Origin of the sequence: Clostridium arbusti SL206 (assembly GCF_000246895.1) — a bacterium.
Taxonomy (GTDB): domain Bacteria; phylum Bacillota; class Clostridia; order Clostridiales; family Clostridiaceae; genus Clostridium_I; species Clostridium_I arbusti.
This window is the reverse complement of sequence record NZ_BAEV01000089.1, coordinates 1-16,782: the sequence shown is the minus strand read 5'-3', so window position 1 is coordinate 16,782 and position 16,782 is coordinate 1. Positions and strand designations below refer to the sequence as shown.

Here is a 16,782-nt window from a genome sequence, read left to right as displayed (position 1 = left end):
TATGTCAAAAATATACACATTAATTCATGAAATTTGTTTAGTTAAACTTTATTTTCATCATTAAATTAACTAAACTATTATATTTAAAGTGATAATATATTTTTATTTAACTAGGTATATAGTGTTAAGTAAAATTGATTATAAATAAAATACAATCTGAAACAAATAAATTGATTGGAAGTAAATAATGATAAAAATACGATTTAATCATTTAACCATAGTTATAGTAATTTGGAATGTAAATATCCATTGCACAAAAAGGAAGGGAGTGAATATTTAGTGGATTTGTGTATTTATTACACGTTATTTTGCTAAAATAAAAAATGGGAAAAATATCAAAAAAAGGTTTGGCTTTGTTTATTGTAATAATTTTTTTTTATAAGTATTTTTGTTGAAATTTTTGTATTTAATTCATCTTATTTTAATATTAACAAAAATGATAGAGGAATGTATAAAGTAGAAATAAATAATTTGATATATAATCATTTAAAAGTTAAAAATGATAAGCTCTATATAACAGGCAGTAATCCTTATTTTCAAATTCCAAGTAATAAATATGTATCGTTATTAAAACTTGATTTAGATAAGGGTAGTGAAGGCTTTCAACTATATGCAACAGATGATAAAGGAAATGTTTACCAGACATATAACAGTAACTCTGATGTGAAAAATTTTGTTTATATTAAAATAAATAAAAATATAAAAAATATGAAGTTTCATATTAAAATGAACAATAATGGCAAATATCTTGGCATTCAAAGTATCACTATAAATAATAAATTTTATTTTAATATAATTAGATTTTTAATTGTGTTAGTTGTGTTATATCTTTTATTAGCATTAGTAGTTTATAAAAACTTTTTAAGCAAAAATATTCATATTGCATTTTTAATTATATCTTTAACTTTAGGCACTTTAATATCAATATGTGTGCCTCCATATTATTCATATGACGAATGTGCACATTTTATAAGAGCTTATGAAACAGGGTCTTTTAATTTTAATTTTTCTAAAGATAAGACTTCTAAATGGGTATCTAACATAGATGAATTTTTTAGTTATACTGGTCATGATGGAATTTATAATTTATATAAAGACAGAGTATCTAATGCAGAAATATTTTTTAATAATGATTATTCAAACATAAAACATGTTGGTTCGCCAGAAGATACGTATTTATTTGTTCCGTATATACCATCTGCGGTAGGTATACTTATTGGGAAAATATTAAGATTGCCATTTATGCTAACTTTTTATTTGGGAAGAGTATTTTCTTTATTAGCATATTCTCTATTGGGAACATTAATAATTAAACATATTAAAATTGCAAAAAGGTTAATTTTTATGATTTTACTTTTTCCATCTGTCCTTTTATCAGCTGGAGCATATTCAGTTGATCCCATGACAATTATATTATCTATAAGTAGTATGGCTATATTTGTAAATATGATGTGTGCAAAAGAAAACAGCATAGGTTACAAGAAAATAATAGGGTTAGTTGGTTGTACAGCTTTAACTGCTATGTGTAAAGTACCATATACACCATTAATTCTTGTTATATTTGCTGTTCCAAATGTTAAATTTAAAAATTACAAGAATGGAAAAATAGTTTTTATTAAATTTTTATCTTTAGTGCCCGTAGGTCTAGCTGCCGCCGGAACATTTTTATATGGATTAAGTAAGGATATTAATCAATGGAAAATACCAGGTGTTAATGTTAAAGAACAAATTTTATTTATTGTTAATGATTTACCAAGATATATACACGTAGTTTATAATCATACAGCAACTAATTTGTTATCGAATATTCAAAATTCAATAGCTGCACTTGCTTATTGTGGAGTCATCGATTCAATCTGGGCTTTAGCTATAATAATTTCATTATTTACAGTAGCTTTTTCAGATGATGAATCAGATATACTAAATTTAGGCAAGAAAGAAAAAATAATAATACTATTATCTATTATATTGTCCTGGGGGCTAGCAATAACTGCACTTTATATAACATTTACTCCTGTTGGAAAATATGGAATTGATGGATTTCAAGGCAGATATATTATTCCTCTGCTTTTACCTATTTTATTATTATTTAAAAATAATAAAATATCAAACAAATTCAAAAAAGAAAATTTGAATTATGTTATTATATTTGAATTTGTATTTATACTTATAATTACTATAGTAAAGATTTTTCTAGAATATAATAATTAATGAGCAAATTATACAATAGCAAAATTTAGTATCTTTTTAATGGATATTTTTATTTAGTTATCTATATATAGTGTTAAGTGAAATTGATTATAAATAAAATCAATTTGAAACAAATAAATCAATTGGGAGTAAATAATGATAAAATACGATTTAACTATAGTTATAGTAAATTGGAATGCAAGAGAACTCTTAAAAAGTTGCTTGGATTCTGTATATAAAAATACAGAGGATGTAATCTTTGAAATAATAATTGTAGACAATAATTCCTCTGATGGAAGTTGTAAAATGTTAAGAGATAAATATGAGGGTAAAGAAGGATTTAAGTTAATAGAGAATAAGGATAATAAAGGTTTCGCGGGAGCAAATAATCAGGCAATAAAAATTGCAAAGGGAAAGGCCATACTTCTTCTAAATCCAGATACTATTATAAATGGAAATGTTATAGATAAAACCTATGAATATCTGATTAGCAAAGAAAAATTAGGCGTAGCTGGTTGTAAAGTTCTAAATGCAGATGGCACACTTCAACTTGCATGTAGAAGAATGGCTCCAAGACCTAAGGATGCCTTTTTTAAATTATTTGGAATAAGTAAGTTGTTTAAGAAGAACAAAAATCTTACTAGATATAATTTAACACATGTGTCTGAAGATGAATTTTTAGATGTGGATTCTGTTTCAGGTTGTTTTCTTATGATAAAAAGTGAAGTAATCGATAAGATAGGACTTCTAGATGAAACTTTTTTTATGTACGGGGAAGAAATGGATTGGTGTATGAGAACTAAAAAGGCAGGATACATAGTTAGATACTGTCCTGTAGGAACAATCATTCACTACAAGGGAGAAAGCAGCAAGCAGCTTGGAACAAAAGCAACCTATGAATTCTATAGAGCTATGATTATATTTTATAATAAATATAATAAAGAAGATAATTTATTTCTTTTTAATTGGATAGTATATGTTGGAATAGCACTTCTAGGAGTAATTGCTATAATCAAAAATCTACTAATTCCCAATGGAAGAGTTGGAACTAAGGGATAAATACATATGCTTAAGGCACATTCAAATAAATAACTAGTCAGTATGCTAGTCTATTTTGAATCCTACTACGTTAACAGAACCCTCAGATAGCCCACTATCTGAAGAAACTATTTCCTTGTAGGCTTCAAAATATACGTCGCATCTTTGACTTACTATTTATTTTCATATGCCTAATATAAAAATACTGGGAGGACAAAATGGTTGATGTTTCTATAATTATCGTCAATTATAATACTAGAGATTTATTAAGAAATTGCATAGAGTCCATTTTAAAAAATACTATACATATAAATTATGAAATTATTGTAGTAGATAATGCATCTAAAGATGATAGCATTGCTATGCTAAAAACTGAATTTAAACAGGTAAAATTAATTGAGAGTAAAGTGAACGGAGGCTTTGCTTACGCTAATAATTTGGGGATAAAAAAAAGCAAGGGAAGATATGTCTTTCTACTGAATAGTGATACTATTATACTTAAAGATGTATTAGAAAAAATGATTGCATATATGGACGAGAATAAGGATATAGGACTTTTAGGACCTAAGATTTTAAATGGAGATAGAACTCATCAGACTTCAATATCAGCCTTTCCAACATTTAAAAGAGAGGTATATCATATATACAAGTTAAAAAATGTTCTGAAAATACCTTTTGTAAAAAGTTTTTTTGTTAGATTTGGGGGGAAACTTGGCTCAAAGGATTTAGAACAATATATGAAAAATTTTCAAAGCATTGAGAGTCCAGAAAAAGTGCAAGTTTTAGTAGGTGCTGCATTATTAATAAGAAAAGAAGTGATTGATGATATAGGTATGCTGGATGAAAGATATTTCATGTATTATGAAGAAATAGACTTTTGTTATCAGGCTCATAAAGCTGGATGGCACAGAGTATATTATCCCTATGGTGAGATAGTACATCTCATTGGACAGAGCAGTGAGAAAATAGGGGATATAACTTTCTATGAAAGATATAGAAGCATGATTTTATATTTTAGAAAGAATTATGGTAGATCAAAAGAAATTCTAGTGAGAATAAATTTAATTATTGCACTGATATTAAGAGTAATAGGTATGAGTTTTATACAGATTTTTAAATCTTCTAAGATCATAAAGGAGAATAGAAAAGTATATATAAAGACTATAATGATGGCTGTAAATAAAAAGGCAATTGCAACTAACAGATATTAAATTTTAGAAAGTAGTGATTTATTGTGAAGAATAAAAGCAATTTAATTTATTATATATTAATTGCTCTGATTATATTATATCCTGTTATTCCAAATGGACTAAATATAAAGGGAATACATAAAATTTATCCTTTAGGGGATGTAATGTTATTAATTTTAATTTTAGCTTTTATAGTTAGTATTATAAGGGATAGGGTATCCTTTATCCATAATGTAAAGAATTTTTTTAGTGATATTATGGGAATATCGCTAATAGTGCTTTTACTGATAATGATTATATCTATTTCTTATGCTTTTGACAGACATACTGCAATAACTGAAAGTGCTAGATTTTTATCCTTTGTAATTTTATATTTTATAGTTAAATATAATGTGGACAAAGAAAAAATCAAAGGTTTAATAAATTCATATATGGTTATATTTACAGGTATAAATATATACGGTGTATTTCAGAAGATAACGGGTTATGGACTTTTTCAGGGATATGCTATGGGAAGTAATGTGCTTAGAACTAATGCTACCTTTGGTAATCCTAATTCTTTTGCTGCATTTTTAATTATTGGAGCTTTTCCAGTAGTAATGATGATAATTAGAAGTAAATATATATACCAAAAAAGTTTTTATAGTATCTTATTCATAATTACCTTATGTAATATTTATTTCACTGGTTCTAGAAATTCATATTTAGCTTTAGTAGTTGGAGCTGTAGTTGTATCCTTATTATATAGTTGGTATTTCATAGTTGGCATAGGTGGAATTGCTGTAATAGGCTTTATAATACCACCAGTAAGAGCAAGAATTCTACAAATTGCTGTTGGTGATGAAGGAAGAATACAAATTTGGAGAACTGCACTTAAGATGATAGAAAATCATCCATTAAAAGGTGTTGGTAATGGAAACTTTATTGAGTTGTATGATACCTATGTTAGTAAATATAAATATTTAGCCTACAAAAATTATTCTCATTATCCAGCTCACAATTCTTATCTTAAAATAGAATCGGAGCTTGGAATAATAGGTGGACTGTCCTTTATTAGCATAATTGTAAATGCACTTATTAAGGTAAGGAATGTTATAGCTAATGTTAAAGATAGAAAAATAAATTTATTCTACATTGGATTTTTAGCTTCTGTAGTGGCTTTCCTATTTATGAATTTATTTGAAAATCTGTTTTTTGTGCCTTCTGTAGTAGTTTATTTTTGGATGTTTTTAGCCGCTGCTGATGGATTACTATTTACTGAAAGACTTAGGCATCTTCAAATAAATAACTAGTCAGTATACTAGTCTATTATGAATTATACTACGTTAACAGAACCTTCTGATAGCACTACTATCATCAGAACCTGTTTCCTTGTATAATTCAAAATATACGTCGCATCTTTGACTTGTTATTTATTTTCACATGCCTTATAAAAACCACGGAGGGATTTATGTTTTCTAAAATATTAAACTATGATGTATTTAATAAGAGTAAAACTGAGTTGATGAAATACATAACGACTTTTAAAAAAGTACATATTATATCTGGAAATCCTGAGGTACTCTATAGTGGACTATATGATGATTCACTATTTAAAGGGTGTAGTAAAGATAATTCCTTGATAATTCCTGATGGTATAGGTGTAGTTATTGCCTCTAAAATAGTTAAAGAACCTGTTAAAGAAAAAATTGCAGGTATTGAAGTTATGGATGAAATTATTAAAAGCTGTGAAAAAGAAGGGAAAGGAATATACCTTCTTGGAGCAAAACAGGAAATAATTGATGAATGCAGTATAAAACTTAAGATTAAATATAATAAATTAAAAATTGTTGGAAGTCACAACGGATATTTTGACATGAATAGCTGTGAAGATATATTGCAGGATATAAGAGTTTCAAAACCCTACGCTATTTTTGTTGCCATGGGATGCCCTAGGCAAGAAAGATTTATAAATACCTATATGAGTACATTACCAGCATCTGTATACATGGGTGTTGGTGGAAGCTTTGATGTTATTGCAGGTAAAGTGAATAGAGCACCGAGATGGATGATAAAGCTTGGATTAGAGTGGCTTTATAGGGTGTCAAAAGAACCTTGGAGAATAAAGAGATTAGGAGTTATACCAAAGCTTCTATTGAAAGTTATATATAACAAATATATAATAAGGAAGGAACAAAATATAAGCTAAAATTTTAAGTGAATTTGTACATACAAGATATATTGATTAATATAATTTTAGGAGTTGGTAATAATGAAGATATTAATAACAGGAGCAAATGGTCAGCTTGGAAGAGAACTTCAAAAACAATATAATGGAAAAGACGTTGAAATTATTCCCACAGATGTAAAAGATCTTGATATAACGGATGTAAATGCAGTAAACAAGTTTGTAAGAGAACATAAGCCAAATGTAATTATAAATTGTGCAGCACATACTCAAGTTGATAAATGTGAAGAACAACTTGATTTAGCATATAAAATAAATGCTATAGGACCTAAAAATTTAGCTTCAGCGGCTTTTGCTATAGGGGCTGAAATTGTGCAGGTTTCTACAGACTATGTATTTAATGGAGAGGGAAATACTGAAATTACAGAATTTGATACTCCTGATCCTCAAACAGTATATGGAAGAACTAAACTGGATGGAGAAAATTTTGTTAAGACCTTAAACCCAAAGTATTATATTGTTAGAACTGCATGGCTATATGGCGATGGAAATAATTTTGTAAAAACTATGATCAAATTAAGTGAAAATCATAGTGAATTAAAAGTCGTAAATGACCAAGTGGGAACTCCTACTAGTTCTGCAGATTTAGCAAGAGTAATAATAAAACTTTTGGATGAGAAAAACTATGGGTTATTTCATTGCACTTGTAAAGGTGTATGTTCTTGGTATGATTTTGCAAAAGAGATATTTAGATTAAAGAATATAGATATAAAAGTTATTCCATGCACTACAGAAGAATTTCCAAGACCTGCAAAGAGACCTAAATACTCTGTACTTAGAAATTATATGTTAGAACTAACTACAGGAGATGTTACAAAACAGTGGCAGGAATCCTTAAAGGATTATATTGAAGATTTACATATGTAATTTATTGTTAATACAACTGATAGGACTCGTACTTTAAAAGTGCGAGTTTTATTAAAATGATATATTACTAATATAAGTTTATATTCTAATTAAGGTGAAGGGCATTGAGCTATTATGTACAAAACATATAAATAATAAATATATAATGGTGACTAGTTATTATATTGAACTTTTAGGAAAGGAAATTAGATGAATAGAGTAGCTAAAAATTTTTTACTTACAGTTTCCTCAAGCTTAATATCACAAGTAGTGGTGTTTTTTACAGGAACTTATTATGCAACTAAAATAGGAGCATCTTATTTTGGTACTGTTAATACAGTTCAGGCCATGATATTGTATTTTACTATGGTAGTGCTTTTTGGATTACAGACTTATGGCACTAGAGAAATTGCGAAGAACAGAGAAAATATAAAGTGGGTAGTAGGAGATATTCTTGCTTTTAGATTTATATTATTTATTTTAAGTTTTATAATCATAGTAATTATGTCAGCCTTATTTAAAAGCAATACAAATTCTATAAAAACATTGCTTATTTTGTATGGATTAACACTTTTACCTACAGCCATGAACATAGACTGGGTGTTTAATGGTATACAGGAAATGAAATATAATGCTGTATATAATATTATTAAAAATTTAATTCCATTTATTCTAATATATATTTTCTTAAGAGAAAAAAGTGAAGTGTACTATATACCTATATTCACTTTTATAGCATTGACTATGGCCGCTGTATACCAGGCATACATATATTTCTTCAAAGAAAAATTTACGTTAAGTGTACATTTAAATAAGAAAAAACTTGTTTCTTACATAAATTTCGGACTTCCTTTTTTAATTTCAGGAATACTTGCTATGATAAATGCCAATGTAGATAGAATAATAATAATGTTTACTAGAGGAAGTGAAGAGGCAGGAATTTACGGCTCTGCATACTATATAATTTTGTTTTTAATAAATATTGAAACCATGATTTTTACTCCTATATTTCCACTGATTATAAACTATTTTAATAGTAAAAATACTGAGGGATTAAAGAAACTTATGGATAATACCTCAAAGATAATAACTGCATTTATTATGCCAGTAGTTATAGGAGGTATACTTCTTTCAAAGGAAATAATAGTGCTTCTCTTTGATAACACTTATTTAGCAGCATATATGCCCTTTAATATATTATTAATATATGCTCTTATACTTTTCTTCAGAGAAATATACGGTTGGGGACTAAATGCATGTAATATGGAAAAAAAATATTTAAAAGCTGTTGCCATATCTGCTTTAGTTAATCTAGTATTAAATCTAATATTTACACCTAGATATGGAATGAACATAGCAGCTCTAATAACAGTAGCCTCAGAAGTGATTAATATTTTAATGATGAGATATTATGCTAAAAAGGTTATAGTAGTTTCAAACTACAAAAACATAATAAAAGCGTTATTGCCATGTGTTGTAATGGCTATTGGAATAATTGTTTTTAAATATTTTAATATAAATATAGTTTTAAATATAGTTTTTAGCGGCATTGTTTATACTGTATTGATACTTATTACTAAGTATATAACAGTAGATGAAGTGAAAAGCATTTTATTTAGAAAGAGTGGTGTATAATGCGATATTGTGTATTGTATCCTAAAGCCGAGAATGTTCATTTAATTAAAGACGTAGGAATGATTGCTTATAAACTCCATAAACTCTATGGATATGATTCCTATGTAATTAGTTATAATAATGATGAATATGATTATTTAAATAAGGAAGTAAAAGGTCTAAAAATGGACTTCATTGAGAATAAAGATAAGAATTTAATAAATGTATTTAAATATTTAAAGAAAAATTCTAGAAATATAGACATACTTCAAATATTTCATATGACTTTTAATTCGGTAATTTATGCCTGTTTATATAAACTCTTTAACAAAAAGGGATTAGTTTTTTTAAAACTTGACTGCACAGAACTACTATTAGATAAAATAAGAAATATGAAAGGGGTTCAAAGAATTCTTTTGAATTTTTTTCTAAATAGAGTGGATATTATAGGGGTAGAACAGAAATACATATTTAATAAACTAAAATCTTTACTAGGAAAGCATAGTAATAAATTAATTAATATTCCTAATGGCATAGACTTTCAGGATGAATGTTTTAAAGAAGATATTATATTTAATGATAAAGAAAATGCTATTTTAAATGTAGGAAGAATAGGAAGTAGTGAAAAGGCCACAGATTTACTAATGAAAGCTTTTTCATTAATAGATGAGAAAATAAGAAAAGATTGGAAACTTGTTTTTGTAGGACCTATAGAGGATTCATTTAAAACTACTATAGATGGATTTTTTAAAGAAAATGAGAGTATGAGAAATAGTATAATATTTAAAGGCCCAATTTTCAATAGGAAAAATTTATTTGAAGAGTACAAGAAATCAAAGATATTTTGCCTTACCTCGCAGTATGAAAGCTTTGGTATTGCACTAATAGAGGCCATAGCCTGTGGAAATGTTATAGTGTCTACAAGAGTAGGAATAGCTGAAGAAATTGTAAAAGGGGATAATGGAGCAGTAGTAAAGGTAGGAGATGTTAATGCTATATGTGATTCTCTGTCAAGATTAATGAATAGTGATAAACTCAGTGATTTTTCTAAGCACATGGAAGTTTATTGTAGAGAAAGTTATAATTGGGATACTATAGTGGAAAAATTACATTATAGAATAAATGATATAAGAGGAAATAATTAATATGAGTATGAGTCCAAAAGTTTCTATAGTAATATTAAATTTTAATTCTTTTAAGGATACTAAAGAATGTTTACTTAGTCTTCAAAAATTAGAGTATAGTAATTATGAAATCATAGTTGTAGACAATTCATCTACAGATGGTTCCTATGAAAAATTAAAAAAAGAATTTAATACGTACAATATTATAAAATCTAATGAAAATTTAGGATATGCAAATGGAAATAATATAGGAATAAAATATGCATTAGAAAATAAGGCAGATTATATTTGTGTGCTAAATAATGATGTAATAGTTGAAGATGATTTTTTAGATAAGATAATTAAAGTTATGGAAGATGATAAAGACATAGGCTTAGCTGGACCATGTATATGTAAATACCATGATAAAAATATTATACAAGCTATGGGCGCTAATATAAATTTATACAATGGACTTACTCAGGGTAAATACAAAAACTATAAATATAGTGATATTCCTCAGAAAGATATTCAGGTAGATTATCTTGGAGGAGCTTGCTTTGTGTGTAGAAGAGAAGTATTTGAAAAAATAGGGTTTATACCAGAAAATTATTTTTTGTTTTTTGAAGAAACAGAATTCTGTTATAAGGCAAGTAGAAGAGGTTATAAATTACTATGTGTATATGAAAGTAAAATTTATCATAAAGGGTCTTCTACAATATCAAAATATAGTGGATTAAGCTATTATTTTTTAAATAGAAATAGAGTTGTTTTTATAAGAAGAAATGCTAATTTTTTCGAAAAGTGTATATTTTCAATTTACATTTTTATAGAAGCTATAGCTAGAATAATACTTAGAAGAGAACCTTTAACTTTACTTAAAAACATTATTCACGGTTTTAAAGCTGATGTAAAGAGCATAGATATGGAAATGGTTAAGTCCTTCTTTTCTTAACTTTCTACTAATCTGAATAATGTTTATTTAATTACACACAATAAAATGAATGATAAATCTAGATTTATAGATAATTTAATAGTTAAGGAGTGTAGTTAAATGGATTTTTATGATGTAATAGAAGGTAGAAAATCAATAAAAAAATTTAAGTCAACAGAAATTAAAGATGATAAATTAGGTAAAATGATTAATGCAGCAATGATGGCACCTTCTTGGAAGAATAAAACTTCCTATAAATTTATAATAGTAGATGATGATTATAAGAAAAATATTATTGCATCAGCTATAAAAAACAGTTCAGAGGAAGCTAAACAATCTATAAAGGATGCACCAATAGTTGCATTAATTATTGGAGAACCTGAGGATTCTGGCAATGTAGATGGTAAACCTCTATATTTAGTTGATAGTGCAATTGCTATGGAACATTTTATATTAGCTGCCGCCAATGAGGGATATGGAACTTGTTGGATAGCTTGTTTTGATGAAGGTCCTATAATGGATATACTAAATATACCAAAGAATTTCAAAGTAGTTGGCTTAACACCAATTGGAGAGATAGAGGAAGAAAAACCACATAATCCAATAAAAAATGTAAATGATCATGTATTCTTAAATGCATGGAATACATCATTCAGTAAAAAACATGAAAAAACTCTATTGAGATAATTATAGTTTAATAAAGTATAATTATACAAAAAAACTCTGATTAATTTAATAATTAATTTGATATATTTCAATAAAATCCCACAATGCTTGGCATTGCGGGATTTTTTGCATAAGTATAAATTTTGTATATGAAATGTAACACATATATGATAGAATATTATTCATGTGATAATAATCCTACAATTTATATGAAAGTGGTGCTTAAAATGTATGAAAATATGACAATAGGAGAATTCTCAAATATACTTTCCAGTAGCTCGCCAGTACCAGGTGGTGGCGGTGCAGCAGCGCTAACAGGAGCTTTGGCGGCTTCTCTTACTTCTATGGTATTTAATCTTACTATAGGAAAAAAGATTTATGAAGGCTATGATAACGCTGTTAAGGAACTAATAGATAAAAGCTTAGAACAAACTGAAAAAGCTAAAGATGAATTTATTAGTTATATAAGCAAAGATGGAGAAGCTTTTTTGGAATTGATTAATGCTTTTAAAATGCCAAAGGATACAGAGAGCTCAAGAAAGCTTAGAAGTAAAGCTATAGTTAAGGGATATGAAGTTGCGTCTAAAATCCCAATGGAGTTAGCAGAAAAGTCAAATGAAATATATAAAGCAATAGACATTGCTTGTGAATATGGAAATAAATCTGCCATATCTGATGCTGGATGTGCTGCAATATTAATTCATTCAGTAGTGGAAATAGCTATATTAAATATAAATATAAATTTACCTGGAATAAAGGACGAAAATATAAAGCATAGCCTTGAAGAACAATCACAAAGATTATTAGAACAAAGTAAAAATAATAAGACAAAAACAGTATATATAGTAAATAAAATTATTGATGCATAGATTTAATTAGGCATGTGAAAATAAATAACAAGTCAAAAATGCGACGTATATTTTGAATTATACAAGGAAACAGGTTCTGATGATAGTGGTGCTATCAGAAGGTTCTGTTAACGTAGTATAATTCATAATAGACTAGTATACTGACTAGTTATTTATTTGAAGATGCCTTATATAAATTTTTGTATATAAATATGCTACATGAAAAATTTCATGTAGCATATTTTGGAATTTAAGGCAGGTCATTTAAAGTCTTAAATTCATAACCTTGGCTCTTCCATTCTTTTATAAGTGAATCCAGTATTTCTGTATTTGTTTTTGAAACTGCATGTAATAAATATATACCACCTGGGTGAGTTCTCTTTAAAATGAGCTTTTTAGCTTTTTCAGGATTAGGTTGATCATCCTTTAACCAATCTTTATGGGCAAAACTCCAAAATATAGTCTTATAACCCAGTTTATTAGTATAATTTAGCGAAAGTTCACTGTACCTTCCCATAGGTGGTCTAAAAAATTTACTCATATTGTAACCAGTAGCTTCTTTATAGGCTTCCTCAGTGGAAGTAAGCTCCCATTTAAACTTTTCTTCGTTTATAATGGTAGCCATTGAAGGATGCGTATTTGAATGATTGCAAACCAAGTTACCTTCATCAGCCATTCGTTTAACCAGTTCTTTATTGGAGTTTATATAAGGTACTGTTACAAAAAAACCAGCTTTTACATTGTTAGCTTTTAATACATCAAGAATTTTACCAGTATAACCATTTTCATATCCTTCATCAAAGGTTAAATATATATATTTATGACTGGTATCTCCCATGTAATAAGCTTTATACTTATTTAACAAATCTACATTCTCATCAATTCTTGGAGTTTTTCCATCAGGTACAGGTACAAAATACCAACTCTTTTCTTTAGTACTTAAATCCTCAGAAGTTTTTAAAATTGATAGATTTCTATTTATGCCCTTACTCTTTAAAAGAGTACCAGCTTCTACATTATTACAAAGAGTTGTAGAGAGAGCAATTATGAGGCTTAAAATAATAAATAATTTTTTCATATTTTCTATCTCCTTGTTATGTGCTATAATTTTATATTGTAGAAATTTATTAGTTTTAGTCGATAATATTTTGTGCATACTACATAGAAATATACAATGGAGCTATTTGAATGTTAGACATTTTTTTAAAACAAATTAATGAAATATATAATATAATTTTACAACCAATAGATAATGTGTATAAAATTATATCAATTGAAAATTACAAGAAAAAAATGAATATGATAGAAAATAAGACTTTCTCAATGCATTATTACGAATTAGTGAGAAAAAATAAAGAAAAAGGAGTAGTATATACTCCTATTGAAATATCAGATTATATGATTTCTAATACTATTAAAGCAGAACATATAATAAAGAATCCTTTTATAAAAATATTGGATCCAGCTTGTGGTTCAGGAAACATCATAATCCCTTGTTATAAATATTTACTTAAACTTTATAGGGAAAATATGAAGATTATAAATAAAAATAATAATATTAACTTAGATAACAAGAGTTTAAATTTTCATATAATAAAAAATAATTTGTTCGGTTTTGATATAGATAAAAATGCAATAAAAGTGTTGATAATTGATTTATTTAGTGAAAGTAATTATGTAAATGTAGATAATTTTACTGAAAAAGATTTTTTAACTAATGATATAGATTGTAAATTTGACATAATTATAAGTAATCCTCCTTATATTGGACAGAAGTCCATAGATAGAGATTATAGCTTAAAATTAAAAAACTATATACTGAAATATATAGAGATAAAGGTGATATTTCTTATTGCTTTTTTCAAAAATCAATTATAAACCTTCAGAAAAATGGAAGAATAGTTTTCATAACATCTAGATATTTTCTAGAATCTCCTAGTGGGGAAGAACTTAGAAAGATATTTAAAGAGCTATGTTCTATAGAGAAGATAGTAGATTTTTATGGAATAAGACCTTTTAAAGGGGTTGGAATAGATCCAGTCATTATATTTCTAGTAAATTCTCAGAATATAAAAAAGGATATTGAAGTCATAAAGCCTATATTAACTGACAGAAAAAATAAAAATTTATTTTATAATTCTCTATTTTTTAATAATGGAACAGACTATAAAAGGTTTTATATTAATAAAAATATTCTTAATAATAAGGGTTGGATTTTACGTGATGAAAGAGAAAGAAATATTATAAATAAAATAGAGAAAAATAGCTTTACTAATTTGGCAAATATATGCCAAAGTTATCAGGGTATAATTACAGGTTGTGATAAAGCCTTTGTAGTAGATGAAGAAACCATAGAAAATGAAAATATAGAAAAGGATATATTAAAACCATGGATAAAGAGTAGTTTTATAAATAAAGATAGTATAAATAGTACATGTAAATATATCATATATTCAGACAACATTGACAAAGAAGAAAACTACCCTAATGCTGTAAGGCATATAGAAACTTACAAAGAAAAACTCTTAAATAGAAGAGAATGCAAAAATGGAATTAGAAGATGGTATCATCTTCAATGGGGAAGGGATAAAAGTATATTTGATGGGGAAAAGATTGTATTCCCATACAAGTCTGAAAATAATAGGTTCGCCCTAGATAGGGGAAGTTTCTTTAGTGCGGATGTATATGCTCTTAAACTTAAGGAAAATGTGCCATTTACTTATGATTATATTTTATTTGTATTGAATAGTAGGATATATGAATTCTATTTTAAAACCTTTGGAAAGAAACTAGGAGAAAATATATATGAATACTATCCTAATAATCTTATGAAACTTTGCATACCAACTATGAAGAATTCTATACATGAAAATTACTTATATGATATTTTTAAGTTTACAGAAGAAGAGATTCACATAATAAAAGAACAGACCTAGGTATCTGAAAGTCTGTTCTTTTATATATTAGGGTTTGTAGATTATTTTATTAAGTCTTCTACATATTTAGGCAATACAAAAGCTGCTTTATGAATTTTTTTAGTATAGTATTTAGTATCTAAATCAATACAATTATCAAGATTTACACTTTCAGGATCATATTTTTTAGAGCCTATAGTAAAACTCCAATAACCGCCTGGATAGGTTGGTATAGCAGCCATAAATAGTTTTGTTATTTTGAAGATTGATTTTGAATCATTAAATACCTTTTTAACAACTTCTGGAAGGTAAAAAGGTGTTTCAGTTTGAGCTATGAAAATACCGTCATCAGTAAGACATTCCTTTATTTTTTCATAAAAACTACCACCAAAGAGACCTTCAGCAGCACCAAAAGGATCTGTAGAATCAACTATTATTACATCAAATTCATTTTTGTGTTCATTAACATATTTTATACCATCACCAATGAAAACTTCACATTTAGAATTACCTAAAGCACAACTTATCTCTGGTAAATATTTTTTGCATTCTGCAACTACATCGGCATCAATTTCACATAAAACTGCTTTTTCTACAGAGGGATGTTTTAAGACTTCTCTTATAACTCCTCCATCTCCTCCACCAACTACTAATACTTTTTTGGGATTTGGATGTGTAAAAAGAGGAATATGAGCTATCATTTCATGATATACAAATTCATCTTTAATTGTAGTTTGTATTATACCATCTAATACTAACATTCTCCCAAAGAAACAAGTATCTAATATAGCTAAATCTTGATATTTAGTTTTTTTTCTAACTAAAGTTTCTTTAACTTTGTAAGTCATCGCAGCATCTTCGATTTGAGCTTCTTTTATCCACATTTCCATATGTAAATACCTAATTTATTAATGTATAAATTAGGCTCTTCACCTGCCCTTCCTATTTTGTTATTTATTTTATTCAAATTATGGTTATCTATGAAAATAGCACTAACATTATATCAATAACTTGAAAATTCATCAATACTTAATTATCAATATATTAATAAGTATTGCCAATAATTAAATTTTCATGAAAAATATATAAGTTAAAATTATATATTCAATCCATAATAGATAATGGATAAATTCTAAACAAATTATAGATTTTATAATGAATGTAATTCATTGTAACATATATAATAAAAAAATAATTTACTATATTGTATA

The 16,782-nt window shown here is 26.9% G+C and carries 13 protein-coding genes and 1 pseudogene; 12 read left to right on the top strand and 2 right to left on the bottom strand.

From position 1 onward, the window contains the following. The first annotated feature begins 447 nt into the window (after positions 1-447). The 11 genes from RH99_RS14195 to RH99_RS14145 all read left to right on the top strand — a co-directional run bounded on the left by RH99_RS14195 (position 448) and on the right by RH99_RS14145 (position 12,677). Positions 448-2,211: a DUF2142 domain-containing protein gene (locus RH99_RS14195; protein WP_010239515.1), complete on the top strand. Its 1,764-nt coding sequence runs from the start codon at positions 448-450 to the stop codon at positions 2,209-2,211. Positions 2,212-2,346: 135 nt separating this feature from the next. Continuing rightward, a complete protein-coding gene (locus tag RH99_RS14190) occupies positions 2,347-3,249 on the top strand; it encodes a glycosyltransferase family 2 protein (RefSeq protein WP_010239512.1) in 903 nt (300 codons plus the stop codon). 197 nt (positions 3,250-3,446) lie between these two features. Beyond that, complete coding sequence (locus RH99_RS14185) at positions 3,447-4,439, top strand: glycosyltransferase family 2 protein (protein ID WP_010239508.1); 993 nt, start codon at positions 3,447-3,449, stop codon at positions 4,437-4,439. Positions 4,440-4,462: 23 nt separating this feature from the next. After that, complete coding sequence (locus RH99_RS14180) at positions 4,463-5,710, top strand: O-antigen ligase family protein (RefSeq protein WP_010239506.1); 1,248 nt, start codon at positions 4,463-4,465, stop codon at positions 5,708-5,710. 158 nt (positions 5,711-5,868) lie between these two features. Continuing rightward, positions 5,869-6,606 carry a WecB/TagA/CpsF family glycosyltransferase gene (locus tag RH99_RS14175; protein WP_010239504.1) on the top strand — a complete coding sequence of 246 codons (738 nt, stop codon included), beginning with the start codon at positions 5,869-5,871 and terminating at the stop codon, positions 6,604-6,606. Positions 6,607-6,669: 63 nt separating this feature from the next. Then, the gene (gene rfbD, locus RH99_RS14170) at positions 6,670-7,512 is read left to right on the top strand and encodes a dTDP-4-dehydrorhamnose reductase (protein WP_010239500.1); all 843 of its coding nucleotides are present in this window, start codon (positions 6,670-6,672) and stop codon (positions 7,510-7,512) included. Positions 7,513-7,701: 189 nt separating this feature from the next. Then, a complete protein-coding gene (locus RH99_RS14165) occupies positions 7,702-9,126 on the top strand; it encodes a flippase (RefSeq protein WP_010239496.1) in 1,425 nt (474 codons plus the stop codon). Then, positions 9,126-10,250 carry a glycosyltransferase gene (locus RH99_RS14160; protein WP_010239494.1) on the top strand — a complete coding sequence of 375 codons (1,125 nt, stop codon included), beginning with the start codon at positions 9,126-9,128 and terminating at the stop codon, positions 10,248-10,250. Before RH99_RS14165 ends, RH99_RS14160 begins: the two co-directional genes overlap by 1 nt. A gap of 1 nt (position 10,251) precedes the next feature. Continuing rightward, on the top strand, positions 10,252-11,163 hold the full coding sequence (locus RH99_RS14155; protein ID WP_010239491.1) for a glycosyltransferase family 2 protein: 912 nt from the start codon (positions 10,252-10,254) through the stop codon (positions 11,161-11,163). Positions 11,164-11,262: 99 nt separating this feature from the next. Then, positions 11,263-11,829, top strand: coding sequence for a nitroreductase family protein (locus tag RH99_RS14150; protein ID WP_010239489.1), 567 nt, complete (start codon positions 11,263-11,265; stop codon positions 11,827-11,829). Positions 11,830-12,035: 206 nt separating this feature from the next. Then, positions 12,036-12,677, top strand: coding sequence for a cyclodeaminase/cyclohydrolase family protein (locus RH99_RS14145; RefSeq protein WP_010239486.1), 642 nt, complete (start codon positions 12,036-12,038; stop codon positions 12,675-12,677). Positions 12,678-12,906: 229 nt separating this feature from the next. Here the strand turns inward: RH99_RS14145 and pdaA are convergent, their stop codons facing one another. Continuing rightward, entirely contained in the window at positions 12,907-13,734 is an 828-nt protein-coding gene (gene pdaA / locus RH99_RS14140) for a delta-lactam-biosynthetic de-N-acetylase (RefSeq protein ID WP_010239483.1), read from the bottom strand. A 110-nt stretch (positions 13,735-13,844) separates the two neighbouring features. Between pdaA and RH99_RS20055 the strand changes: the two are divergent. Next, a pseudogene (locus RH99_RS20055) lies at positions 13,845-15,592 on the top strand (Eco57I restriction-modification methylase domain-containing protein). A gap of 41 nt (positions 15,593-15,633) precedes the next feature. Here the strand turns inward: RH99_RS20055 and speE are convergent. Beyond that, positions 15,634-16,461: a polyamine aminopropyltransferase gene (gene speE / locus RH99_RS14130; protein WP_010239474.1), complete on the bottom strand. Its 828-nt coding sequence runs from the start codon at positions 16,459-16,461 to the stop codon at positions 15,634-15,636. Between the last annotated feature and the right edge of the window lie 321 nt (positions 16,462-16,782).